The organism is Actinoplanes sp. NPDC023801 (assembly GCF_040639655.1).
Taxonomy (GTDB): domain Bacteria; phylum Actinomycetota; class Actinomycetes; order Mycobacteriales; family Micromonosporaceae; genus Actinoplanes.
The window spans coordinates 538309-559258 of sequence record NZ_JBFAAI010000001.1 but is presented as its reverse complement, the minus strand read 5'-3'; the positions used below and the strand labels follow the sequence as shown (position 1 = coordinate 559258).

Genomic DNA, 20950 nt, shown 5'->3' with positions numbered 1-20950 from the left:
CTGCAAAAATACGACTCAGGAGGTTGGGCGATGGCCGACCAGGTAGCAATCGTGACCGGAGCAAGCCGGGGAATCGGGTTCGCCATCGCGCAACGCTTCGTCGCCCAGGGGGCGAGAGTCGCCGTCACCGGCCGCGACGCCGACGCCCTCGAGGCCGCCGTTAAGGAACTCGGCGGCCCCGAGGTGGCGATCGGCGTGGCCGGCAAGGGTGACGACCCGGCACACCGGGCCGCCGTGGTCGACGCGGTGCGCGAAACGTTCGGACCGGTCACCACGCTGATCAACAACATCGGGATCAACCCGGCGTACGGGCCGCTCGCGACCCTCGACCTCAACGCCGCCCGCAAGATGACCGAGGTCAACCTGATCGGCACGCTCGGCTGGATCCAGGAGGCGCTGCGTGGCGGGCTCGCCGAGACCGGCGGCTCGGTCGTCAACATCTCGTCGGTCTCCGGTGTCCGCCCGGCACCGGGGATCGCGTTCTACGGCACCACCAAGGCGGCGCTCATCCACCTCACCCAAGAGCTCGCGGTCGAGCTGGCCCCGAAGATCCGGGTCAACGCGGTCGCGCCCGCAGTCGTGAAGACGCGGTTCGCCACCGCCCTCTACGAGGGGCGGGAGGCGGAGGTGGCCGCCACGTATCCGCTCAAGCGGCTAGGCAACACCGATGACGTGGCCGGCACCGTGGCCTTCCTCTGCTCGCCGGACGCGTCCTGGATCACCGGCCAGACCATCGTGATCGACGGCGGCGTCACCCTGACCGGAGCCGTGCAATGACCAACGGATCGGTGAAGCGGGTCGTCGTGACGGGTGCCGGCGGCGGGATCGGAGCGGCGCTGGCCCGCCGGTTCGCCGCCGACGGCGCCAAGGTCGTGGTCAACGACCTGAACGCGGAGGCGGCCCGCACGGTCGCAGGTGAGATCGGCGGTGTCGCGGTGCCCGGCGACGCGGCCCGCGAGGAGGACGTCCAGCGACTGGTCGACACGGCCTTCACCGAGCTCGGCGGCATCGACCTGTTCTGCTCCAACGCCGGGGTGCTCTCGGCAGGGGACGAGACGACACCGGACGAGCAGTGGCAGCGCGACTTCGGGGTCAACGTGATGTCGCACGTCTACGTCAGCCGGGCGCTGCTGCCACGCTGGCTGGACAGCGGCGAGCCGAAACGGCTGCTGATCACGGTGAGCGCGGCCGGGCTGCTGACCCTGCTGGGCAGCGCCACCTACTCGGTGACGAAGCACGCGGCTCTGGCGTACGCGGAGTGGCTGCGCGCGACGTACGCCCATCGGGGCTTGATCGTGCAGGCCCTCTGCCCGCAGGGTGTCCGCACCGACATGCTGACCCGCGGCAACGACCGCGGCAGTGGGGCGGCGTCGCTGCTCGCCGAGGGCGCGCTGGCACCCGAGTCGGTCGCCGACCTGGTGGCCGGGGCCCTGGACGGTGGCCGTTTCCTGATCCTTCCGCACCCCGAGGTCGAGGGGTACTACCGCTTGCGTGCGAGCGAGCCGGACCGTTGGCTGGGGGGCATGAACAAACTCCAGCGCGGATTCGAGTCGAAGTGAAGGGCCTCGACCTGGAGAAACTCCAGGCCTACCTGGACAGCCCGCCCCTGACCGCGACGATGTTCGCGGGTGGCAGATCCAACCTGACGTACGCGGTCACCGACGGCACGAACCGCTGGGTGCTGCGCCGCCCGCCGCTCGGGCACGTGCTGCCCACGGCGCATGACATGGCGCGCGAGCACAAGGTCCTCGACGCCCTCTCCAGGGCCGGGTTCCCCGTGCCGGAACCGGTGCTGCTGTGCACCGACACCGACGTCATCGGGGCACCTTTCTACCTGATGCAGCACGTCGACGGGAAGATCTACCGGGACGCCGACGGCCTTCGCCCGGAGCAGTTCCGTGACCTGACGTTCACTCTCGTCGACACCCTCGCGGACCTGCACTCGCTCGATCCGGCGGCGATCGGCCTGGGCGACTTCGGCAAGGCCGAGGGCTTCAACGCCCGGCAGGTGCGCCGCTGGAAGCAGCAGCTCGACGCCTCGCGCAGCCGTGAACTGTCCGGCATCGAAGAACTGCACGCACGCCTCGCCACCGACATCCCGGCCGGCGGCCCCGGCGCCGTGGTCCACGGCGATTTCCGCCTCGACAACGTGCTGATCAGCGACGAGCTGACGGTGAACGCCGTGCTGGACTGGGAGATGTCCACACTGGGCGACCCACTCAGCGACCTCGCTCTGATGCTCATCTACGCCGGCCGGCCGCTGCTGGAACGCGACGGACGGCCGATCTCCCCGGTCGAGATCCCCGGACACCCGTCACTGGACGAGATGGCCGCCCGATACGCCGAGCGCAGCAAGCGCGACGTCGGCGACCTGCACTGGTACGTCGGGTTCGCCGCTTTCAAGCTCGCCGTCATCCTCGAGGGCGTGCACTACCGATACACCAAGGGTCAGACGGTCGGCCCCGGTTTCGACACGGTGGGCGCCATGGTCCCCGCTCTCGTCGAACAGGGCCACCGAGCGCTGGAAGGACACTGATGGACTTCGAGTTCGACGCCAAGACCGAGGACTACCGCAAGAGGCTGCTCGCCTTCATGGACGAGTACGTCTACCCGGCGGAGGCGACATTCCGCGCCGCGCCGGAATCCTGGGAGCCGCCCGCCGCCCTCGAGCCGTTGAAGGCCGCCGCGAAGGAGGCCGGCCTGTGGAACCTGTTCCTCCCCGGTGACCACGGCGCGGGCCTGACGAACCTGCAGTACGCCCCGCTCGCCGAGATCACCGGTCGCAGCCCGGCGATCGCCCCGGCTGCGCTCAACTGCGCCGCTCCGGACACCGGCAACATGGAGGTCCTGGCAGACTTCGGCACCGACGAGCAGAAGGAGCGGTGGCTCAAGCCGCTGCTGGCCGGGGAGATCCGGTCCGCCTTCGCGATGACCGAACCACAGGTGGCATCCTCGGACGCCACGAACATCGGCACCCGGATCGAGCGCGACGGTGACGACTACGTCATCAACGGGCAGAAGTTCTACATCAGCGGCGCGATGAACCCGAACTGCAAGATCTTCATCGTGATGGGCAAGACCGACGTGAACGCCCCGCGCCACCTGCAGCAGAGCCAGATCCTGGTGCCGCGGGACACCCCGGGCCTGACGATCAAACGCGGTATGACGGTGCTCGGCTACACCGACGGCGACCACGGTGGTCACGCCGAGATGATCTTCGAGAACGTACGGGTGCCGGCCACCAACCTGATCGGCGAGGAGGGCGGCGGCTTCGCCATCTCCCAGGCGCGTCTCGGACCCGGCCGCATCCACCACTGCATGCGGCTGATCGGTATGGCCGAGCGTGCCCTCGAACTCATGTGCACGCGGGCGCTGGTCCGCACCCCGTTCGGCAAGCCTCTCGCCGAGCAGGGCGTCATCCAGGACTGGATCGCCGACTCGCGGGTCCGGATCGAACAGGCTCGCCTGCTCGTGCTCAAGGCCGCCTGGCTGATGGACACGGTCGGCAACAGGGGCGCACACACCGAGATCCAGGCGATCAAGATCGTGGTGCCGTCCGCGGTGGAGTGGATCGTCGACAAGGCGATCCAGACGCACGGCGCGGCCGGCCTCGGTCAGGACTTCCCGCTTGCCGGGCTGTTCGCCAGTGCCCGTATGCTGCGTCTCGCCGACGGGCCGGACGAGGTGCACAAACGTTCCCTGGCCCACCGTGAACTCAAGCGTTACCGGAGTAGTTCGTGACCAACCCACCAACGCGCGTCGACGGTCGCACCGCGCGGTCCGAGCGGACCCGCAACGCGATCATCGACGCGCATCTCCAGCTGATCGGCGAGGGGGACATGCGCCCCACCGCCGATCGGGTGGCCAAGCTGGCCGGGGTGTCACTGCGCGCCCTGTGGAGCCACTTCGCCGACATGGAGGCACTGATGGCCGCCAGCGGTCAGCGGGTCCTGGAGCAGCGCGACGCGTCGTACCAGCCGGTTCCCGCGGACCTGCCGCTGGCCGAGCGGATCGAGGCGTTCTGCCATCAGCGGGCCCGCCTGCTGGAGGAGATCGCCCCCGCGGCACGGGCCTCGGCGTTGAAGGAACCGTTCTCGTCGGGGTTGCAGCGTTACCGCAAACTGCACACCACGCGGGTCCGCGATGAGCTGACCTCCACCTTTCCGACCGAGATCGGCAATGACGAGGAGCTGCTCAACGCGCTGACCGCGGCCAGCCTGTGGCCGACGTGGGCGACCTGGCGGGACGCCATGGGCCTGCCGGTGGAGAGCGCCCGCGCGACGCTCGTCCGCATCGTGACGGCCTTGATCAACCCGACCGGTGCAGCGACACGGTAAAGCGGACGCGCTAGCTCCGGCTTCGTAGGAGCGCCAGGAGCGGGGCGAGGTCCCCGCGCCGCCCGGTTTCCGCAGGCGGCGGCCTCGGAGGTTCAGGTGCCAGCTGGGCTCGCAGGCGGCGGGTCCGAGGTTCAGGTGTCGCCCGGCTCGCAGGCGAGGGCGAGACCCAGGTGTGTCGCCCGGCTCGCGGGCGGCGGGGCGAGGCCCAGGTGGTGTCGCCCGGCTCGCAGGCGGCGGGGCGAGGCCCAGGTGGTGTCACCCGGCTCGCAGGCGGCGGCGAGGTCCAGCTGTCGTCCGGCGGTTGCGCCACGCCGCACGCCAGTCGCCCTCACGCCGCAGGCCAGCCGCCCGACGAACCGGGATCAGGCCGCCCGACGAACCGGGATCAGGCCGCCCGACGAACCGACATCAGGCCGGCCGGGGCGCGGCGTTCCGGAGACGGATGCCACTGAAGCCGATCGTGCTGGTGGTGACGTGGTCCCAGAAGGGCCACAGGCTGTCGAGCAACCGTAGCTGGATTCCGGCAGCGGCGTGGCACTCGATCAGGTCACCGACCGGTTCGGGTGGGCCGAGCGGCTCGACCGGCACGGTGGCCACGTGGGCGTGCGGCTCCGGCTCCCCGATCGGGCGGAACAGCCCGGCGGGGAGCCGATACGCGTACAGCCTCGTGGTGCGCATCGCCTTCCACCAGGCGTATTCGATGACGTGAACTCGGTCGCCGCAGCCAGCCCCGATGATCCGGTCGCGATCCTCGTCGGTGGTTCCCGGCCGGACCCAGGCGAGAGCGCGCGGGCACTGCCTGGGGAACCAGTAGTCCGGTGCACGCCGGTGGTCGACGGCCCAGACGTAGGCCTCCGGCTGCTGTGCGGTGGCCGCGACGTGCGGCATGAACCGCGTGATCGTCGAGTCTTCGGAGAAGTGCAGCACCTGCCCGGCTTCAGGACGCATCCGCCCTTCCTACCGCACCACCCGACCGCTGTGTGGTGAGCCGCGGCGCACCAGCGGGCGCAGATCACCACGCACGGAGCGCTGGCCTGACGCGTGGTGAACACGGCCCGCCAGCAGACACATCACCACGCACGCAGAGCCGGCCTGCAGCGTGGTGAAACACGGCCGGCGGGCGGGCGTACATCACCACGCACGGAGGAGAGGGGCGTTACCGCTGTCCTGGCGTAGCTGAGACAGCGGTAACGGCCGGCCGGGTGGTCGTCAGAGGAGGGCTACGGAGCGAGCGCCCTCGCCCCGGGTCATGCGCTCGAAAGCGGCCGGAACCTCCGCCAGGGTGATCCGGTCGGTGATCAGGTGACCGAGTTCGAGCTTGCCGTCGAGGACGTCCCGGGCCAGTGCCGGGATCTCCAGGTCGGTGTCGGCCTGGCCGTACACCGAGGCCCGCAGGGTGCGCGCCGACGAGAAGATGTCCAGCGCGCTGAGCTGCACCATGTCGTCGGCCGCGCCCATGCCGACCACGGTGACCTGGCCGCCGGAGCGGGTGGCCCGCCAGGCGGCGCGGATGGTCGACGCCCGGCCGACGCATTCGATCGCGTGGTCGGCGCCGAGCCGGTTCGTGCGGACCCGGATGTCCTTGGACAGGGTGTCCGCCGAGACCAGGAAGTCGGTAGCGCCGGCCGCCTCGGCCAGGCCTTTCTTCGCCTCGGTGACGTCCACGGCGATCACCTGGGCGGCGCCTGCGGCACGGGCCGCGGTGACGACCGACAGGCCGACCCCGCCGAGGCCGATGACGACGACCGTTTCACCGGGCGCCACGCGGGCCGTGTTGCGGACCGCGCCCGTTCCGGTGAGGACGGCGCATCCCAGCAGGGCGGCAAGGTCGAAATCAAGTTCCGCGGGTACGGGGATGACCGCGTTCTCCGGCACGACGACCTGCTCGGCGAACGCCCCCACGCCCAGGGTCACGTGTACCGGGTCGCCGTTCAGCGTGATGCCGTTGGACAGCGCCGCGACCCCGTGCGAGGTGCTGCACAGCCAGGGCTCGCCGTGTTCGCAGAACCAGCAGTTGCGGCAGGCCGGCTGCCAGTTCAGCACCACGTGGTCGCCGACTGCCGCGCGGGTGACGTGTTCGCCGACCTCGACGACTTCACCGGCCGCCTCGTGTCCGAGGATCAGCGGGTGCGGCGGCCGCAGCGTGCCGTTCACCATCGACAGGTCGGAGTGGCAGACACCGGCCGCCCGCACGCGTACCCGCACCTGGCCGGGTCCGATCTCGGGCAGCCGCAGCTCGACGAGTTCGGCGGGGGTTCCGGCCTCCTGGACGACCAGACCGGTCATGTAGTGATTCAACGCAGAACCCCCACGCCGACGGACATTGAGAAGTTCATCGCTGGATCGCCTTCACCTGCTGGAACTCGGCGAGCCCGTAGGCGCCGAGCTCACGACCGATACCGGACTGCTTGTAGCCGCCGAACGGGGCGAACGGGTTGAACGAGCCGCCGTTGACGTCCACGGCTCCGGTGCGCAGCCGGCGGGCCACGGCGAGCGCCCGGTCGCTGGAGCCCCACACCGCGCCGGCGAGGCCGTACTTCGAATTGTTGGCGATCGCGACGGCCTCGTCGTCGTCACCGAACGGGATGATCGACAGCACCGGGCCGAAGATCTCCTCCTGGGCCAGTTCGCTGTCCGGGTCGACGTCGGCGAACACGGTCGGCGCGACGAAGTGGCCCTGTCCGGGGACGGGTGCGTCGAGTCCACCGGCGACGAGCCGGGCCGTGGCGCGTTCGATGAAGCCGCGGACCCGCTCCTTCTGGGCGGCCGAGGCGAGCGGCCCGAGGCGGGTGGCCGGGTCGAACGGGTCACCGACGGTGTACCCGGCGGCGGTCTTGGCGGCCAGTTCGACGGCCTCGTCGTAGTGGCTGCGGTGGACCAGCATCCGGGTCCACGCCGTACACGTCTGCCCGGAGTTGAGGAAGGCGTTGCCGACGCCGACCTTGACCGCCTTGACCACGTCGGCGTCCTCGAGGACGACGTTGGCGGACTTGCCGCCGAGCTCGAGCGACACCTTGGCGATGCGGTCGGCGGCGGCCCGGCTGATGGCCCGGCCGGTGACGGTCGAACCGGTGAAGGAGACCAGGTCCACGTCGGGGTGGCCGGCGATGGCCGCGCCGACGACGGGTCCGGTACCGGTGACCATGTTGAACACACCCGCCGGCAGGTCGGCTTCGGCGAACGCGTCGGCCAGCAGGTATGCCGTGAGCGGGGTCAGTTCGCTGGGCTTGAGTACGACGGTGCACCCGGCTGCCAGGGCCGCGCCGACCTTGGCGACGACCTGGTGCAGCGGGTAGTTCCACGGGGTGATCGCGCCGACCACACCCGCCGGTTCGTGCACGACCAGCGAGTTGCCGATGATCTCGTCGGCCGGCGGCTGCGCGGCCAGTTCGGCGTACCCGGCGAGAACGGTGAGCGGAAGGCCCGCCTGGACCGCCTTGGCGATCTTCAGCGGGGTGCCCAGTTCCAGGCCGACGATCCGGGCGATCTCGTCCGCCCGTGCGGCGACGGCCCGGTGCAGGCGGCTCAGGGCCGCACCTCGTTCGGCCGGCGACGCGGATGCCCAGCCGTCGAAGGCCGCGCGGGCGGCGGAGACGGCGAGGTTCACGTCCTCGGCTGTGCCGGCCGGCACGTGCCCGAACACCTCTTCGGTGTACGGGTTCTCGACTTCGATGCGGTCACCGGAGCCGGCGGGCACGAACGCGCCCCCGATCCAGTGCTCATCGCGGAAGACCGACGTCATCGGCGTACCCCCTGGTCGTAACGGTCGGAGAGGCTGTCGATCAGCAGATCCAGCCCGAGTTCGAAGGCCCCCTCGTCCACCGCGTCGCGATGGGCGGCGAGTTCATGGGCGCGGTGCAGGTGCGGGAAGCGGTCGTACAGCTCCGGGTCGGCCTCGAAGCCGAGGGCGAACGAGCCGAGCGCGGAGCCGGTGATCAGGTATCGCATCAGCGCGCCGATGTGGGTGGCCCGGGCCCGGGACCAGCCCGCCTCGAGGAGCGCGCCGTAGACGGCCTCGGCCATGGCGAGTCCGGCCGGTCGGCGGCCGGGTCCGGTGGCCAGGACCGGGACGATGTTCGGGTGTGCGGCGAGCACGGCGTGGTAGGACTTCGCCCACAGCCGCAGCCCTTCACGCCAGTCGTTGCCCCGGAAGACCGCGATGTCGACCTGGGCGACGACGGCCTCGGCGACCGCGTCGACGATCTCCGCCTTGGTGGCGAAGTGGTTGTAGAGCGACGGTCCCTGGACACCCAGTTCGGTGGCGAGGCGCCGCATGGAGCAGGCGTCCAGCCCTTCGGCGTCGATCAGTGCGGCGGCGGCTTCGACGATGCGCTCCCGGGTGAGCAGCGCCTGCCGGGGCCGTGCCATGAGAACTCCCTGAGAAAACCGAAATCAACACTGGACGTGTAAAAACTTACGCCGCTAGTTTAAGCACAGCTGCGACGTACATCACTAAGGGAGATCAGCATGACGACGCTTTCCCTCGCCACCGTTCTGGCCGAGGCCGCCCGCCGGTACCCCGAGAAGGTGGCGATCGTCGACGAGGCCGGGGGCCGGATCTCCTACCGGGAACTCTGGGCGCAGACCCGGTCGTACGCCGCCGGATTGCGGGAATTGGGCATCGGCCCCGGCGACACGGTGGCCGTGATGATCCCGAACGTGGCGGACTTTCCCCGCGTCTACTTCGCCGCGCTCACGGTGGGCGCCCGGATCGTGCCGGTGTCCCTGCTGCTCAACGCCGAGGAGGTCGGCTACGTGCTGACCGACAGCGGAGCGAAGCTGCTGGTCACGCATTCGGCGTTCCTCCAGGTCGGCGCCGGGGCAGCCGCCGCGGCCCAGACCCCGCTGGCCAACGTCGGCCCGCTGCCGGAGGGCCTGCCGCAGTACCCGTCGCGCCTGGACCAGATCTCGGCGGGGCTCGAGCCGGTGCGGACGTACGTGACCCGGGAGGCCGAGGACGTCGCGGTGATCCTCTACACCAGCGGCACGACCGGCAAGCCGAAGGGCGCCCTGCTCACCCACCTGAACCTGGTGATGAACGCGGCCGTCAACGTCTTCGACGTGCACCCGCTGACCGGCGACGACGTGGTGATGGGCTGCCTGCCGCTGTTCCACACGTTCGGCCAGACCGTCGGGATGAACGCGACGTTCCGGCTCGGCGGGACGCTGGTGCTGCTGCCGCGGTTCACCGGCGAGGCGGCGATCGAGCTGATGCTCAAGGAGAACGTCACGATCTTCCACGGCGTGCCGACCATGTACATCGGACTTCTCGAGGCGGCGGCCAAGGCCGAGCGCCTGCCCCAGCTCAAGCTCTGCGTCTCCGGCGGTGCCTCGCTTCCGGTGGCGGTGCTCGAGAAGTTCGCCGCGGCTTTCGGTTCGACCATCTGGGAGGGGTACGGGCTGAGCGAGACCTCACCCACGGCGACCACCAACCAGCCCTCGTTCGGTGCGAAGCCCGGCACGGTCGGGCACCCGATCTGGGGCGTCGAGGTGGAGATCGCCCGCCCCGAGGTGCCGGAGCGCATCGAGTTCCTGCCCGACGGTGAGCTCGGTGAGATCGTGATCCGTGGCCACAACGTTTTCGCCGGCTACCTGAACCGCCCGGAGGCGACCGCGGAGGCTCTGGTCGACGGCTGGTTCCGGACCGGCGACCTGGGCGTGAAGGACGAGCAGGGTTTCATCAGCATCGTCGACCGGACCAAGGACCTGATCATCCGCGGTGGCTTCAACGTCTACCCGCGGGAGGTGGAGGAGGTCCTGGCCCGGCACCCGGGCATCCAGCAGGTCGCGGTGATCGGCGTGGCCGACGAGACGCTCGGCGAGGAGATCTGCGCGGTGGTGGTGCCGGAGGACAAGGATCTGACCTCCGATGATCTGATCGAGTGGTCGAAGGAGCGGCTGGGCAAGCACAAGTACCCGCGTCAGGTGCGGTTCACCGAGTCGCTGCCGCTCGGCCCGAGCATGAAGGTTCTCAAGCGGGAGCTGCGCAAGCAGTACTCCTAAGCCAGCAGTGGCGGTAGCTCCGCCACGATCGGGACGTCGGCGGGCAGCCACGGGACGCTGTCCAACTGGTCCACGGTCAGCCAGCGCATGGAGCGGTGCTCCAGCGCCTCCGGTACGTCTCCGCCGAGCAGCTCGACGGCGTAGACCCGGAGCACGGCCCGGCCGTGGGCCAGTGGCACGTCCGGGCCGACCCGGGCGCCGACCTCGACCCGTACGCCCAGCTCCTCGGCACACTCGCGGGCCAGCGCCTGCGCCTCGGTCTCACCCGGCTCGACCTTGCCGCCGGGGAACTCCCATCGCCCGGCCGCTTCCGGCGGTGAGCTGCGCTCGCAGGCCAGCACCCGGCCCGCGGTGATGATCACCGCCGCCACGATCACCCTGGGTGATGGCGTCGGTTTGACGTATTGTTCGGCCCGCATGGGTTCCAAGATCTCACGAAAGTCAGTCGTTCAGGTTGCCCGCTGGTGCCCCGATCGTCACGCAAACATGGATATGTGGGCGTGGACACCATGGCCCGGACGGACGAAACTGTGGGCACCGACCATGACGACACGGCGACAATTCGGCCACAAGCCGGCAACGACGCTAAGGGGGGTGCGGGAGTGCGGGCGAGAAGACGCCGGGACACCGGCTCGGATTATCTCAGTGACGCCCTCGCGTTGCTGAGCGGCTGGACCCGGGACGGTGTTCAGTTGCACCGCGACCTGGCATGTGACGACAGTCAGCACGCCGCTTTGACGGAACGTATCAAGGTGGCCGCGGACACTCTTCACATACGACCGACCATCCGGCGATATAACGGTCACACTCAGATCAGCCTGGGGCCGCAGGACGGCGGGACCATCACGGACGGTGAGGTCACCCTCGCGGCCCGGATCGAGGACTTCTACCGAACCGTGGTCGAGAGGCCCTGAGCCGGTGTGGCTACGCTGCGCCGCATGACTGACGTGGTGTACGACAACAAGGGTCAGCTCGAGCAGATCCAGAGCGGTCTGCTGGAGGGCGAGCAGATCATCGCGGTCTATGACGCGATCGGCGCCGGCACCGGGTTCATCGGCCTCACCAACCGCCGGATCATCATTCAGGACAAGTCCTACGTGGGGAAGCGGTTCGCGATCACCAGCATCCCCTATTCCAAGGTCAACAGCGTCAGCGTGGTGAGCAACAAGAGCTGGGCCGGCCAGTTCTTCTCCTCCGGCACCATCGCCATCACGGTCGGCACGGCCAGCTACGAGATTGAGTTCCGCGGGTCGGACAAGGCCCACCACGTGCACAACCTGATCCTCAGCCAGGCTTCCTGATCCTCGTCAGCGCCCGCCGACCGCCTGCGTGAGATCCCATACGTACCGGCGGCCGGCGGGTTTCTCGTCCCGCCACACCACCTCCCAGCGGCCACGCGGGTCGCGTTCCGGTTCCGTGATCCGGCCGTACCCCTGCCGTTCCTTGACGCTCGGCGGCTGATCGCTCTCCGGGAAGCTGAAGGTCACCTCGAACCGGGTGAACGCCGACGGTGTCCCGCTGGCGGTGGGCAGCCGGTCCTCCCAGATGAGCTGGTCCCAGCCCCGCCGGCGCAGCGGGCCCCACAGTCCGCACGGCCGGTATTCGACCTGCCACTCGGTCGGCGTGGTCAGCGCCGGATCGAAGATGAGCCAGATGCGCAGCAGACGGCTCTGCTCCAGCGGCAACGTGGTGATGGTGCCGCCGACCGGCCGCAGCGTCTTGAACGAGATCTCGTCGAGGCGGGTCAGCCGGTCGGTGTCGGTCGGCACGATCGGGCGCATGGTCCGGTGCGTGACCAGCGGCTCGGGTGTGGTGATCCGCTTCTCCACGATGCGGTCGCTGTCGTCGTCGGCGCCGATCGTGACGAGCACCTCGAGGGTCTCGGTGAAGAGCGGCTTCTCCCGGTCACTGATCCGCTGGATGGCGTCGAGGTAGTGCTGGTGGCCGGCCTGCTGAAGGGCGAGCAGCCCGGTGGCGTCCTGGAGGTCGGCCTTCAACTCACGGATCTTGACGACGAAGGCGAGCTGCCACAGGCGGACCACGAAGTAGAGCAGGCAGGCCAGGAAGATCGCGGTGAGCGCCCATTGGGCCACCCGGGTGGGCACCTCGGCGAGCTGCGCGATGCCCGACGCCAGGCCGATGAGCACGACCGAGACGTTCAGGGTGCCCCTGAACAGGGTGTGAGAGATCGACGGAGTCTCTGGCATCGTCCCAATGATGGCGAAACGATCCTTACCGACAAATCCTCACAAAGAGTGACTAGGCACGAGCAGGGACAACTGTTCGCCTGATGTCCCATGTCCGATCAGCCCAGCGACCATGCCACTCCGGGCCACCCGAGGCGATTACTGGCCAGTAACCATTGCTCCGGGTTTCCTGCCCGCCGCATGCTACCGGGAGTTCCACCAGAATCGATCCTCGTCCCCCCGGAGGCGATCACCGGTGCTGACCCACCTGCAGAGGCCGCTGAGCCGGAGGTACCGGGCCGAGTTCTTCGGCCACACCCTCGACCCGGCCGGTGTCACGGACGGCGGCGAGGGCGGTCAGCCCCGCCGGCGTCTCCTGATCGGCCACAACACCATCTTCGCGGTGGCGATGCTGCTCTCCGCGGTGCTGGTGGGTCTCGCCACGGTCGCCCTGCACTAGGTTCCGCAAGACGGGAACCCCGACCGGCGCCGCGGCGAAACCACGAGCGTCAGCTTCCGCCTTCGCCGCCCTTACCGGTCCGGTCGGACATGGTTCTCCTCAAACAAAACGTATGGACTCCGAAGTCACAACGGAGCCGATCGCCTGCGGGTTGCGGATTCCCTTCCAGCCTAGGCCAGCAGCCGGGTCGGCAAGGGCGTCTCGGCCACTGTGCCGTCGGCGGCACGCTTCAACTCGTACGCCGAAGCCCCCTCGCGATCGGTGACCGCCTCGGACAGTGACGTGCCCCGGTAGACCAGCCCCGCACCGTCGTCGGTGGCGTAGCCGTCGGGCAGGATTCCCCGGCCGACCAGCTCGTGCATCTTGGGCCGCCGCTGCTCCTCGCCGTCATAGTGGACGCCGTTGCTGTACGGCAGGAACCCCAGCCCATCGGTGAAGCCCCGCAGGTCCGGGCCGAAGCTGTCGGTGCTGCCGCCGACGTGCCAGCAGATCGAGCCGGCCGAGACACCACCGAGCACGACCCCCGCCTGCCAGGCCTCGTGGAGGATCTCGTCGAGGCCGTGCACCCGCCAGACCGCGCACAGGTTCGCGACGCTGCCGCCACCGACCCAGACGACGTCCTGGGCGAGCAGGTGCGCACGCATGTCCGCGATGTTCGGCATCGGGAACAGCTGCAGATGCGACGCGGTGAACTCGGTGCCCGCGAACGCCGAGTAGAACGCGCCGATCCGGTCCTGCGGATCGCCGGTGGCCTGGGCCAGGAAGCAGATCTTCGGTGCTATCGGGGCACCGGCCAGCTCGGCGGCCAGGTAGTGGATCGGGCCCGGACGCATGTCCAGCAGCCCGTGGCGGCCCGGCCGGAAGGAGGCACTGGTGGCGAGGATGGTCGGTTCGTCAGCGGTCACCGGAGCATCATCGCGCACGCGTCGGCGGTCTCCAGGACGAGATCGGCGATGAGATCGATCGCGGTGCTCAGGCGTACCGGATCGCCGTCGACCGCGGCGAAGACCGCGTCGGTCCGCGCCTTGAACCGCTCCGGAGCGCCGGGCAGCGCGCCGGCCGCGGCGATCGCGCCCTTCTCGTTGATGAGCCACCGCCCGGCCGCGCCGTGCAGCGCGTGGGCGCACACCCCGGCCACCCGGAACAGGCAGCCGGCCACGTAGGCGCTGTCGCCGCGGGACACCGCCTTGCGAGCCACCCCGATCAGGAAGTCGGCCTCCCACATCCCGGCCACCAGGGCTTGCGAGAGCGGCCGCGGGTAGACCTGGACGCGGCCGCGCAGGTCCTCCAGCTCCCCGGCCGGATCGGCGAGGACACGGCTCAGGGCCAGCTCGCCGGGGTAGAGGAAGTCGGGCACCCCGAGCGGATGTCCGGCCTGCACGTGGAACGCGTATCGGCCCTGCTCCGCCTCGGCCCAGCAGCGCTGGACCCGGTCCAGGTCCCGGTAGATCCAGTCCACCGGGTGACCGTCGATCCGCAGCCAGCCGCCGCCGTCCACCCAGGGACCCCAGTCACCGGTCGCGGTCACCCCGGCACCACGGCCGGCGACCTCCTCGGCCAGCTCACCGAGACGATCGGTGTCCAGCGGCGCCCGGTAGTACAGGCCCAGGTCGGTGTCGGAGTCCTCGGTGTGTGTCCCCCGGGCCCGGCTGCCACCGAGGACCACCCCGACCACGCCGGGCACGGTGAGCAACCGCTGGGCCAGATCGGCCAGGCCGGTGTCGGTCAGCGCCATGCCGCTACCGTGTCCCGCGGACCGCCCGTACGCAATCGCCGGTGACCGTCAACACACTGCGGCGGGTTCGAGACGTACCGCGTCCAGACCCTCCGGACCGAGCAACTCCAGGTCCTTCTCGGAGATCAGGATCTCGCCGGTCTCCCTCACCGGTACGGCCGCCGGCGGCGGGGCGGTCACCGGGTCGGCGGATCCGTCGGACGGGCAGACCGCGGTCCGGCCGAACGGCAGGCACAGGCCCAGTGCCTCGTCACATACCGGTTCCGGCACGTACTTGCGGGCGGAACCGAGCGCCACCACCCGGTTCTGCGGCTTCCGGGTGACCGCGCTGCTCAGCAGCCGGCGCGCGGTCGGCCGGCCGTCGGTCATGGTGACCAGGTAGCGCAGCGTCCGCACGCCGGGCGATCCGGCGACCCGCACCTGACGGGTACCTCGAGGCATCAAGGGGTCCCGCACCACCTGCGTGTCGAACGGGACAGCCCGGGTCTCCACGTCCGTCCGGGTGGTGACGACCGGCTCGGCCGCCGCCTTCCGTCGGGCGGGGGCCTGGGCGAGCGTACGGGCGGGACGCGGCCCGGTCCGGTCGGCGCGTTGGTCGGCCACCCGGGCCCGGCTCAGATGATCGGCCGTCGCGGCGGTCCGCGCCGGGGCCGGGATGGTGGAGGTCTTCGCCGGCGTCGTGGCGGTCGTCACCGGCCTCGTGGCGGTCGTCACCGGCGTCGTGGCGGTCGTCACCGGGATCTCGCCGGGGCGCGCGGGCAGAGGTTCCGCGGCGGCCGCCGCCCGGCTGACCACCTCCGGGCTCTCCTCGAGCATCGGAGCGCCGAGGTCGTCCTCGGCGGCAGGGGCCGTGCTCGTGACGTTCTCCGATCCCGGGCTGGTCATGGTGGATACCGCGCCGGCCACGCCACCGCCGACGACCACGAACATCGCACTCGCGCCCGCAGCCATCCGGACACCGAACGGCAGCCGGGCCCACCAAGACTTTCGTGGCATTTCGAGCAGTTGCTGCCAAGAGTCACTAGTTGTCTGGTTTTGCACCAAAGCATTGTGACTTTCTCCGGCTCGCAAGCAAGGCACCGACTGTCACTCGAAATGCTGACCCCCGCGCCCCGAGACCCGGGTCACGCGTTGCCCCGGCGAGGCGCAAAGTCGCACGGCCGGTCGGGATGCGCCTCCGCCGTACGATCGGAGCCATGCCCGCGCCTGTCCCACTCAGCCCGGACGAGGAGGCCCTGATGCGCGCACTCGGCCGATTCCTCCTGGTCATGCCGCGTGCCCTCGACGCCGACCTGATCCGCGAACAGCGCATGTCCGCAAGCGAGTACACCGTGTTGCGCCACCTCTCCGAGACTCCCGGCCAGCTCATGCGAATGAGCGAACTCGCCACGGCGTGCGACATGTCACTGAGCGGCATGACACGCCTCGCCGCCAAACTCGAGAGCGGCGGATACCTGCGCCGCATCCGCTGCGAGGAGGACGCGCGCGGCGCCAACGCGGTCCTCACCGAGAAGGGCCTGGCCCGGCTGCAGGAGGCGTGGCCCACCCATCTGGCCAGTGTCCGCCGGCACATCTTCGACCACCTCGACGGCCTCGACCTGCGCCGCCTGGCCGACGCGTTCGCCTCGATGGCCTCCGACACCTGATCGGCAGCGTTTCGTGCCGCCCGGACACCGCGTTCGGCTTGCGATGATTCAGCGGTGATCAACGCTGCTGCCGATGACATCCGGACCACCACGCCGGGCATCCCCGACCGGATCGCGGTCGTCGTCTCGGAAGTGCTCGCCCCGGCCGTTCTCGTGGCCGTGCTCCTGCTGACCGTGGGCTGGCACGCCGGCGAGACACCCGGGGTCTCCCGCTGGTGGGGGCTGCCCGGAGCCCTGTTCGCCGCGGTCATCCCGCTCGGCTACGTGCTGCACGGGGTCCGCAAGGGCCACCTCACCAATCACCACATCCCGGAACGCGCGGCCCGCCGTATCCCGCTGCTCTTCGGTACCGCCTCGCTGGTGGCCGGCCTGCTCCTGCTCCTCGCTCTCGGAGCCCCCCGCGAGGTGCTCGCGCTACTCACCACCGGCGGCGTCGGACTGGCGATATTCGCTCTGGTCACACACTGGTGGAAGATGTCCATCCACGCGGGTGTCGCCTCCGGCACGGTGGCCGCACTGACCGTGATCTACGGCGCGATCGCGCTGGCCGGTGTGCCACTGGTGCTGCTCGGCTGCTGGGCGCGCGTCCGGCTGACCGCGCACACCCCGGCCCAGGTGGTCGTCGGCGCCCTGGTCGGAGCCGTCATCGCCGGGACCGTCTTCCCCGCCCTCCGCTAGTCCGCCCCGGCCCGCGGGTCCGCCAGGCCGTAGGCGGCGAGGGCGGTGTCGAGCATGCGCTCCTGGGCGTCGGGCGGGAAGGCTTCCGGGTCGGCCGCCGCGTAGGCCGCCACACCCTCGGCCATGGCGATCAGCGCCAGGGCGACGGCGGCCACGCGTTCGGAGGTCCACTCCGGAGCGGCCGCCGCGGTAAGCCGCTCGACCCGCTCGCGCCAGGCCCGGTTGTTGCGGCGGTGCTCCTCGATCAGCTGCTCGTCGGCGACGGCCGCGGCCAGGAAACCCATCCAGACGATCGCCTCCTGACGGGTCTGCTCGTCGAGGGCCATGCCCTGGTGCAGGATCGCCCGGAGTACCGACCGGGGGGTCGCCGCCCGCTCCTCCAGAGCCTCGACCCGCGCCCGGGTCACCTCGTGCAGTAGTTGCCGGGCGTGCAGCAACAGCGCCTGCCGGTTCGGGAAGCGGTGCATGACCAGGCCGGTCGTGCACCCGGCGGCGGCCGCCACGGCGCGCACGGTGAGCCGTTCCAGCCCTTGCCCGGAGAGCACGTCCCACACCGCCCGGGACAGGGTTTCGCCCTGCGCGGACCGATCAGCCGTACGTGACACGCGTCGCACCCTCCCCTATCCGTAACAGCTGTTACCGTAACACCTGTTCCGAATGGAGGATGTCATGACCTGGACCATCGAGCCCCGCCCGTGGGACGAACCCGCCGGCGCCGCACTCCGCGCCGCCCAGCGAGCCGAACTCGACGCCCGCTACGGCACCGACGACCACGAGCCCGGCACTCCGCCCTCCGCAGCCGACATCGATCTGTTCCTGGTCGCCATCGACCCGGCCGGCACCGCCGTCGGCTGCGGCGCACTGCGGCGCCTCGACCCGACGACCGCCGAGATCAAGCGGATGTACGTGACACCGGCCGCCCGTGGCTCCGGCGTCGCCACCGCGATCCTGCGCGCCCTGGAGTCAGCCGCCCTCGACCGCGGCTGGACCACGATCAAGCTGGAGACCGGGCCCGCCCAGCGGGATGCGATGCGCTTCTACGAGCGCGAGGGCTACCACGAGATCCCCCTGTTCGGCGCGTACATCGGCGCCGACCTCTCGGTGTGCTACGAACGGGTCCTGGCCGTCCCGATTCGCTAACCTAGTCCTATGACAGCGCTGCCCGACTGGATGCGCCCGCCACGCGAGGAAGGCTGGTTCGCGGAAGACCTGGACCACCTTCCGGAAGCACCCCGCCACACCGAGCTCATCGATGGAGCATCGGGATCGAACCTCGCGGAGTGATCGAGGAACCTGCATCGGACGAGCCGCTGACCTGGGGTGTCGTCGCGAACGTGAGCCGGGAGACATTCCTCCGCCAGCAGACGGACACGAGGCGGCCGGGCACGCGTCATTTCGTACCCGGGGCGAAGGTCTGGGTCTTGCCGATTCGATGGGGAGACGGCGGTGACCAGCGCTATGTGGTCGGCACCCGCCGCGGGAGCGGGGGCCGGAGCCTGATCCGGCTCGTGATGAACACCGATCGCCTGGTCAACTACCGGGTCAAACCGGTCTGGAGTCCGGCGATCTACGCCGCCATGGGTCAGCCTCTGAACGACGGCACCGGCCTGTCGCTGTACAGCTCGAGGGAGGACGCTCAGCAGGCCGCCGACACCCGTAAATGGCTGCAGACCCGGCAAAACCACCTCGGTCTCGCCCTCGACGGTCAGACGAGCGCCATGCACAACGCCGACGAGATGTGCGAGTTCTGCGACGGGCGCGACGCCGCCCTGGCCGGCGCCGGAGAAGACGCCAACCCCTATCCCGTGCCCGGTACGGAACCCGAGCACAGCGTCGACTGGTGGAGCACCGATCACGGCATGTGGCGGTGCGGCTGGCTCACCGAGAAGCATCGGGGGATCCCGTTCCGGATCGACGACCTCGGCGTACGGCACATCGCCCTGCTCCGCCGGAAAATGAGCCGTGACGCGGCCTGGCTGGCCCGCGTCAGCCAGGGACGGACCGCGGCCGAACTGGAGTCGGACGGCATCCCACGAGCCCGGCTCCGGCTGGTCCGGGGCGACCACCCGCTACGCCCGCTGGACGGCGTCGTCCACGCGTGGCTGGACGCCGACGACCGGGTGGTGCGGACACAGTTCTGCTGACCGGCGGCGAACGTCACCGCGACCAGGCAGTGCGGACGCGGTTCTGCTGACCGCCGCCCGTCACCGCGAGCGGGCGGCGCGGCGCATGGCGATCCACAGCTCGCCCTGCTCGATCGCGTCGTCGAGGGCCACGTGGGTGTGCCGGGCCCGGCCGAACCAGGCGCGCGGCATGGTGCGTTTGACCGTGCCACGGAACTCGGTGCCGAGCACCGCCATCGCGAACGATTTCATGTCCAGCGCCGAGTGCGAGAACGGGCTGTGACCGGTGAACCGGATGAGGTACCAGTAGACGAACATGAAGTCGAACGCCGCCGGATAGCCCACGAACACCGGCTTGCCCGGCAGCGCCTCCAGCCAGGCGCGGTAGTCGGTCATCGTCTCGCCGGGCTCCCGAGGATCGGCCCGGCAGGCCTGCCAAGCCTCGGGGTTCCGCCCCCACCAGGCCATCGTGCCCGGGTCCGCGACGGCCTCGGGAAGGGTCTCGAGGTTCGCGGTGAAGGTGCCGGCCATCGTGCCGTCGGCGTCGAAGGCGGCGGATGCGAAACTCAGCATCGAGTTACGGCCCGGAATGGGGCCGTCCGCCTCGACGTCCGTACTCACATAGATCTCGGCCATGCGCCGGAATGTAGCCGACCAGCCGTCCGGTTCTCAGACAATTACCGCGGTGCCGGCTACAGCCCGATGACCCGAACCCGCTGCCCGCAGAGCTTCACCATGTCGTCGACATCGGAAGTCAGGACGGCCACCGGTCCGGGAAGCCGTAGCGCCACCTCAGCGACCATCGCATCGATCGCGTACTTGTGCCCGTGCAGCCTCGCCGCCTTCAGAAGGGCAGCACTGCGCCGGGCGCACTCCTTCGTCAAAGCCTCGACCCGGATCCGGGACAGCAGCCAGTTCATCCGCGCGGTATCGACACCAGGGTGCGAAACCTCGATGATCGTCGCGGCCGACATGGCCAGATCCGCGCCGTCACGCTCGGCCTGCTCCAGCAGTCGCATCACTTTGCGGTCCCGGTCGATCCACCCCGAAAAGCCTTGTGAATCGAGCACCAGCGAACCAAGGCTCACGCTGCCCGTTCCGTCTCTCCGGCCCCATGCAGGAGCGTCCGGGCCTCGGCCATCTCCTCGTCGGTGAACGCGCCGAATTCGTCTTGATAGCCGTCGAGTTCTTCCCGCAGAAGCCTGCGCCGCTCAGCCCGCTCGGCCAACTCGGTGAGGTAGCCGGAAATGTTGTCGGTGTGAGCCTTCATGCTCTCCAACAACTCCACCGGCAGGGTGATCGTCACCTTCTTCGTCCTGGCCATGCGCCAACCATACCGCGGTATTACCGCAATACGACCGCAGTGGAGTCAGACGTTGAAGCGGAACTCCTGAGACCAAAGCCGGGGCCTGCTGATCTTCCTTCAGCAGGCCCCGGAGCTGCGCTTACTACGTTTAGTTGCGTTGACTGATGTTGGTCTTCTGCGGATGTCCTGCGGACTGTCTGCGGACTGAGCCCCTCTACTCCGGCTCGACGCCGGCCGCACGGCAGATCTGCCGCACCCGCTCACGCGTGAGCCCGCTCGCCTTGACGATGTCGACCTGACGGACCCTGGCCGCAGCCGCCGCGATGATCTCCGGCGTCAGCAGGGCACGCGTTCGCTCCGCTGCAGCGCGTTCGCGCTCGTACTGCTCGCCCAGCTTGGAGAGCTTCGTCAGGTCGTAGTCAGCCATATCGGTGATGATGCCACAACCACTTGGCCAATAGGTATGCCCACCCCTT

29 protein-coding genes are annotated in these 20950 nt (G+C 69.8%); 14 read left to right on the top strand and 15 right to left on the bottom strand.

The window, feature by feature from the left end; genetic code table 11:
• Positions 1-30: 30 nt before the first annotated feature.
• The 5 genes from AB0G04_RS02745 to AB0G04_RS02725 are packed head-to-tail and all read left to right on the top strand — an operon-like array spanning position 31 to position 4337.
• Positions 31-777, top strand: coding sequence for an SDR family oxidoreductase (locus tag AB0G04_RS02745; protein ID WP_360975211.1), 747 nt, complete (start codon positions 31-33; stop codon positions 775-777).
• Positions 774-1559, top strand: a complete 786-nt coding sequence (locus tag AB0G04_RS02740) for an SDR family oxidoreductase (protein WP_360975208.1) — start codon at positions 774-776, stop codon at positions 1557-1559. Before AB0G04_RS02745 ends, AB0G04_RS02740 begins: the two co-directional genes overlap by 4 nt.
• Positions 1556-2536: a phosphotransferase family protein gene (locus tag AB0G04_RS02735; RefSeq protein ID WP_360975205.1), complete on the top strand. Its 981-nt coding sequence runs from the start codon at positions 1556-1558 to the stop codon at positions 2534-2536. The genes AB0G04_RS02740 and AB0G04_RS02735 overlap by 4 nt, the downstream gene beginning before the upstream one ends.
• Positions 2536-3741: an acyl-CoA dehydrogenase family protein gene (locus AB0G04_RS02730; RefSeq protein ID WP_360975202.1), complete on the top strand. Its 1206-nt coding sequence runs from the start codon at positions 2536-2538 to the stop codon at positions 3739-3741. The genes AB0G04_RS02735 and AB0G04_RS02730 overlap by 1 nt, the downstream gene beginning before the upstream one ends.
• Entirely contained in the window at positions 3738-4337 is a 600-nt protein-coding gene (locus AB0G04_RS02725) for a TetR/AcrR family transcriptional regulator (protein WP_360975199.1), read from the top strand. The genes AB0G04_RS02730 and AB0G04_RS02725 overlap by 4 nt, the downstream gene beginning before the upstream one ends.
• 131 nt (positions 4338-4468) lie before the next feature.
• Here the strand turns inward: AB0G04_RS02725 and AB0G04_RS02720 are convergent, their stop codons facing one another.
• The 5 genes from AB0G04_RS02720 to AB0G04_RS02700 form a co-directional block, all read right to left on the bottom strand.
• Entirely contained in the window at positions 4469-4654 is a 186-nt protein-coding gene (locus AB0G04_RS02720) for a hypothetical protein (RefSeq protein WP_360975196.1), read from the bottom strand.
• A 91-nt stretch (positions 4655-4745) separates the two neighbouring features.
• The gene (locus tag AB0G04_RS02715) at positions 4746-5285 is read right to left on the bottom strand and encodes a DUF6886 family protein (protein ID WP_360975193.1); all 540 of its coding nucleotides are present in this window, start codon (positions 5283-5285) and stop codon (positions 4746-4748) included.
• Between the two features lie 261 nt (positions 5286-5546).
• On the bottom strand, positions 5547-6623 hold the full coding sequence (locus tag AB0G04_RS02710; RefSeq protein ID WP_360975191.1) for an alcohol dehydrogenase catalytic domain-containing protein: 1077 nt from the start codon (positions 6621-6623) through the stop codon (positions 5547-5549).
• A gap of 46 nt (positions 6624-6669) precedes the next feature.
• Positions 6670-8079: an aldehyde dehydrogenase family protein gene (locus AB0G04_RS02705; RefSeq protein ID WP_360975188.1), complete on the bottom strand. Its 1410-nt coding sequence runs from the start codon at positions 8077-8079 to the stop codon at positions 6670-6672.
• Positions 8076-8705, bottom strand: coding sequence for a TetR/AcrR family transcriptional regulator (locus AB0G04_RS02700; protein ID WP_360975185.1), 630 nt, complete (start codon positions 8703-8705; stop codon positions 8076-8078). Before AB0G04_RS02700 ends, AB0G04_RS02705 begins: the two co-directional genes overlap by 4 nt.
• 99 nt (positions 8706-8804) lie before the next feature.
• On the opposite strand from AB0G04_RS02700, the gene AB0G04_RS02695 reads away from it, so the two are divergent.
• Positions 8805-10340 carry a long-chain fatty acid--CoA ligase gene (locus AB0G04_RS02695; protein ID WP_360975182.1) on the top strand — a complete coding sequence of 512 codons (1536 nt, stop codon included), beginning with the start codon at positions 8805-8807 and terminating at the stop codon, positions 10338-10340.
• On the opposite strand, the gene AB0G04_RS02690 is transcribed toward AB0G04_RS02695, so the two are convergent.
• On the bottom strand, positions 10337-10759 hold the full coding sequence (locus tag AB0G04_RS02690; RefSeq protein ID WP_360975179.1) for a (deoxy)nucleoside triphosphate pyrophosphohydrolase: 423 nt from the start codon (positions 10757-10759) through the stop codon (positions 10337-10339). The genes AB0G04_RS02695 and AB0G04_RS02690 overlap by 4 nt on opposite strands.
• A 183-nt stretch (positions 10760-10942) precedes the next feature.
• On the opposite strand from AB0G04_RS02690, the gene AB0G04_RS02685 reads away from it, so the two are divergent.
• Both AB0G04_RS02685 and AB0G04_RS02680 read left to right on the top strand, forming a co-directional pair.
• Positions 10943-11254: a 4a-hydroxytetrahydrobiopterin dehydratase gene (locus AB0G04_RS02685; RefSeq protein WP_360975176.1), complete on the top strand. Its 312-nt coding sequence runs from the start codon at positions 10943-10945 to the stop codon at positions 11252-11254.
• 24 nt (positions 11255-11278) lie between these two features.
• Complete coding sequence (locus AB0G04_RS02680; RefSeq protein WP_360975173.1) at positions 11279-11641, top strand: PH domain-containing protein; 363 nt, start codon at positions 11279-11281, stop codon at positions 11639-11641.
• 6 nt (positions 11642-11647) lie between these two features.
• On the opposite strand, the gene AB0G04_RS02675 is transcribed toward AB0G04_RS02680, so the two are convergent.
• Positions 11648-12547, bottom strand: a complete 900-nt coding sequence (locus AB0G04_RS02675; RefSeq protein WP_360975170.1) for a hypothetical protein — start codon at positions 12545-12547, stop codon at positions 11648-11650.
• A 235-nt stretch (positions 12548-12782) separates the two neighbouring features.
• Between AB0G04_RS02675 and AB0G04_RS02670 the strand changes: the two genes are divergently transcribed.
• Positions 12783-12986, top strand: a complete 204-nt coding sequence (locus AB0G04_RS02670) for a hypothetical protein (protein WP_360975167.1) — start codon at positions 12783-12785, stop codon at positions 12984-12986.
• Between the two features lie 170 nt (positions 12987-13156).
• Here AB0G04_RS02670 and AB0G04_RS02665 read toward each other — a convergent pair whose 3' ends face one another.
• From AB0G04_RS02665 to AB0G04_RS02655, 3 genes are read right to left on the bottom strand one after another with little or no spacing between them, the layout of a single operon-like run.
• On the bottom strand, positions 13157-13891 hold the full coding sequence (locus AB0G04_RS02665; protein ID WP_360975164.1) for a peptidase E: 735 nt from the start codon (positions 13889-13891) through the stop codon (positions 13157-13159).
• Positions 13888-14721 (bottom strand): nucleotidyltransferase domain-containing protein, encoded by an 834-nt coding sequence (locus tag AB0G04_RS02660; protein WP_360975161.1) that lies wholly within the window; start codon positions 14719-14721, stop codon positions 13888-13890. The genes AB0G04_RS02665 and AB0G04_RS02660 overlap by 4 nt, the downstream gene beginning before the upstream one ends.
• Positions 14722-14769: 48 nt before the next feature.
• On the bottom strand, positions 14770-15717 hold the full coding sequence (locus AB0G04_RS02655; protein ID WP_360975158.1) for a G5 domain-containing protein: 948 nt from the start codon (positions 15715-15717) through the stop codon (positions 14770-14772).
• Between the two features lie 200 nt (positions 15718-15917).
• Between AB0G04_RS02655 and AB0G04_RS02650 the strand changes: the two genes are divergently transcribed.
• The gene (locus tag AB0G04_RS02650; RefSeq protein ID WP_360975155.1) at positions 15918-16367 is read left to right on the top strand and encodes a MarR family transcriptional regulator; all 450 of its coding nucleotides are present in this window, start codon (positions 15918-15920) and stop codon (positions 16365-16367) included.
• 54 nt (positions 16368-16421) lie between these two features.
• Entirely contained in the window at positions 16422-17045 is a 624-nt protein-coding gene (locus tag AB0G04_RS02645; RefSeq protein WP_360975152.1) for a phosphoesterase PA-phosphatase, read from the top strand.
• Here the strand turns inward: AB0G04_RS02645 and AB0G04_RS02640 are convergent.
• A complete protein-coding gene (locus AB0G04_RS02640) occupies positions 17042-17650 on the bottom strand; it encodes a TetR/AcrR family transcriptional regulator (protein ID WP_360975149.1) in 609 nt (202 codons plus the stop codon). The two genes, AB0G04_RS02645 and AB0G04_RS02640, sit on opposite strands and share 4 nt — an antisense overlap.
• 64 nt (positions 17651-17714) lie before the next feature.
• Here AB0G04_RS02640 and AB0G04_RS02635 point away from each other — a divergent pair, with 64 nt between their 5' ends.
• The 3 genes from AB0G04_RS02635 to AB0G04_RS02625 all read left to right on the top strand — a co-directional run bounded on the left by AB0G04_RS02635 (position 17715) and on the right by AB0G04_RS02625 (position 19189).
• Positions 17715-18185, top strand: coding sequence for a GNAT family N-acetyltransferase (locus tag AB0G04_RS02635; RefSeq protein WP_360975146.1), 471 nt, complete (start codon positions 17715-17717; stop codon positions 18183-18185).
• A 9-nt stretch (positions 18186-18194) separates the two neighbouring features.
• On the top strand, positions 18195-18329 hold the full coding sequence (locus tag AB0G04_RS02630; protein ID WP_360975143.1) for a hypothetical protein: 135 nt from the start codon (positions 18195-18197) through the stop codon (positions 18327-18329).
• Between the two features lie 137 nt (positions 18330-18466).
• Complete coding sequence (locus AB0G04_RS02625; protein ID WP_360975140.1) at positions 18467-19189, top strand: hypothetical protein; 723 nt, start codon at positions 18467-18469, stop codon at positions 19187-19189.
• Positions 19190-19249: 60 nt separating this feature from the next.
• Here the strand turns inward: AB0G04_RS02625 and AB0G04_RS02620 are convergent, their stop codons facing one another.
• The 4 genes from AB0G04_RS02620 to AB0G04_RS02605 form a co-directional block, all read right to left on the bottom strand.
• A complete protein-coding gene (locus AB0G04_RS02620) occupies positions 19250-19804 on the bottom strand; it encodes an exonuclease (RefSeq protein ID WP_360975137.1) in 555 nt (184 codons plus the stop codon).
• 56 nt (positions 19805-19860) lie between these two features.
• Positions 19861-20256 carry a hypothetical protein gene (locus tag AB0G04_RS02615; RefSeq protein ID WP_360975134.1) on the bottom strand — a complete coding sequence of 132 codons (396 nt, stop codon included), beginning with the start codon at positions 20254-20256 and terminating at the stop codon, positions 19861-19863.
• Positions 20253-20492: a hypothetical protein gene (locus AB0G04_RS02610; protein WP_360975130.1), complete on the bottom strand. Its 240-nt coding sequence runs from the start codon at positions 20490-20492 to the stop codon at positions 20253-20255. The genes AB0G04_RS02615 and AB0G04_RS02610 overlap by 4 nt, the downstream gene beginning before the upstream one ends.
• 196 nt (positions 20493-20688) lie before the next feature.
• Positions 20689-20901, bottom strand: a complete 213-nt coding sequence (locus tag AB0G04_RS02605) for a hypothetical protein (protein ID WP_360975127.1) — start codon at positions 20899-20901, stop codon at positions 20689-20691.
• Positions 20902-20950 lie beyond the last annotated feature (49 nt).

Excerpts from the sequence above, each read along its gene's own strand:
- AB0G04_RS02700 (WP_360975185.1), bottom strand. The coding sequence starts at position 8,705 with ATGGCACGGCCCCGGCAGGCGCTGCTCACCCGGGAGCGCATCGTCGAA.
- AB0G04_RS02745 (WP_360975211.1), top strand. The coding sequence starts at position 31 with ATGGCCGACCAGGTAGCAATCGTGACCGGAGCAAGCCGGGGAATCGGG.
- AB0G04_RS02655 (WP_360975158.1), bottom strand. The coding sequence starts at position 15,717 with ATGCCACGAAAGTCTTGGTGGGCCCGGCTGCCGTTCGGTGTCCGGATG.
- AB0G04_RS02730 (WP_360975202.1), top strand. The coding sequence starts at position 2,536 with ATGGACTTCGAGTTCGACGCCAAGACCGAGGACTACCGCAAGAGGCTG.
- AB0G04_RS02675 (WP_360975170.1), bottom strand. The coding sequence starts at position 12,547 with ATGCCAGAGACTCCGTCGATCTCTCACACCCTGTTCAGGGGCACCCTG.
- AB0G04_RS02710 (WP_360975191.1), bottom strand. The coding sequence starts at position 6,623 with ATGACCGGTCTGGTCGTCCAGGAGGCCGGAACCCCCGCCGAACTCGTC.
- AB0G04_RS02650 (WP_360975155.1), top strand. The coding sequence starts at position 15,918 with ATGCCCGCGCCTGTCCCACTCAGCCCGGACGAGGAGGCCCTGATGCGC.
- AB0G04_RS02705 (WP_360975188.1), bottom strand. The coding sequence starts at position 8,079 with ATGACGTCGGTCTTCCGCGATGAGCACTGGATCGGGGGCGCGTTCGTG.
- AB0G04_RS02690 (WP_360975179.1), bottom strand. The coding sequence starts at position 10,759 with ATGCGGGCCGAACAATACGTCAAACCGACGCCATCACCCAGGGTGATC.
- AB0G04_RS02660 (WP_360975161.1), bottom strand. The coding sequence starts at position 14,721 with ATGGCGCTGACCGACACCGGCCTGGCCGATCTGGCCCAGCGGTTGCTC.
- AB0G04_RS02630 (WP_360975143.1), top strand. The coding sequence starts at position 18,195 with ATGACAGCGCTGCCCGACTGGATGCGCCCGCCACGCGAGGAAGGCTGG.
- AB0G04_RS02715 (WP_360975193.1), bottom strand. The coding sequence starts at position 5,285 with ATGCGTCCTGAAGCCGGGCAGGTGCTGCACTTCTCCGAAGACTCGACG.
- AB0G04_RS02620 (WP_360975137.1), bottom strand. The coding sequence starts at position 19,804 with ATGGCCGAGATCTATGTGAGTACGGACGTCGAGGCGGACGGCCCCATT.
- AB0G04_RS02605 (WP_360975127.1), bottom strand. The coding sequence starts at position 20,901 with ATGGCTGACTACGACCTGACGAAGCTCTCCAAGCTGGGCGAGCAGTAC.
- AB0G04_RS02635 (WP_360975146.1), top strand. The coding sequence starts at position 17,715 with ATGACCTGGACCATCGAGCCCCGCCCGTGGGACGAACCCGCCGGCGCC.
- AB0G04_RS02610 (WP_360975130.1), bottom strand. The coding sequence starts at position 20,492 with ATGGCCAGGACGAAGAAGGTGACGATCACCCTGCCGGTGGAGTTGTTG.
- AB0G04_RS02695 (WP_360975182.1), top strand. The coding sequence starts at position 8,805 with ATGACGACGCTTTCCCTCGCCACCGTTCTGGCCGAGGCCGCCCGCCGG.
- AB0G04_RS02740 (WP_360975208.1), top strand. The coding sequence starts at position 774 with ATGACCAACGGATCGGTGAAGCGGGTCGTCGTGACGGGTGCCGGCGGC.
- AB0G04_RS02680 (WP_360975173.1), top strand. The coding sequence starts at position 11,279 with ATGACTGACGTGGTGTACGACAACAAGGGTCAGCTCGAGCAGATCCAG.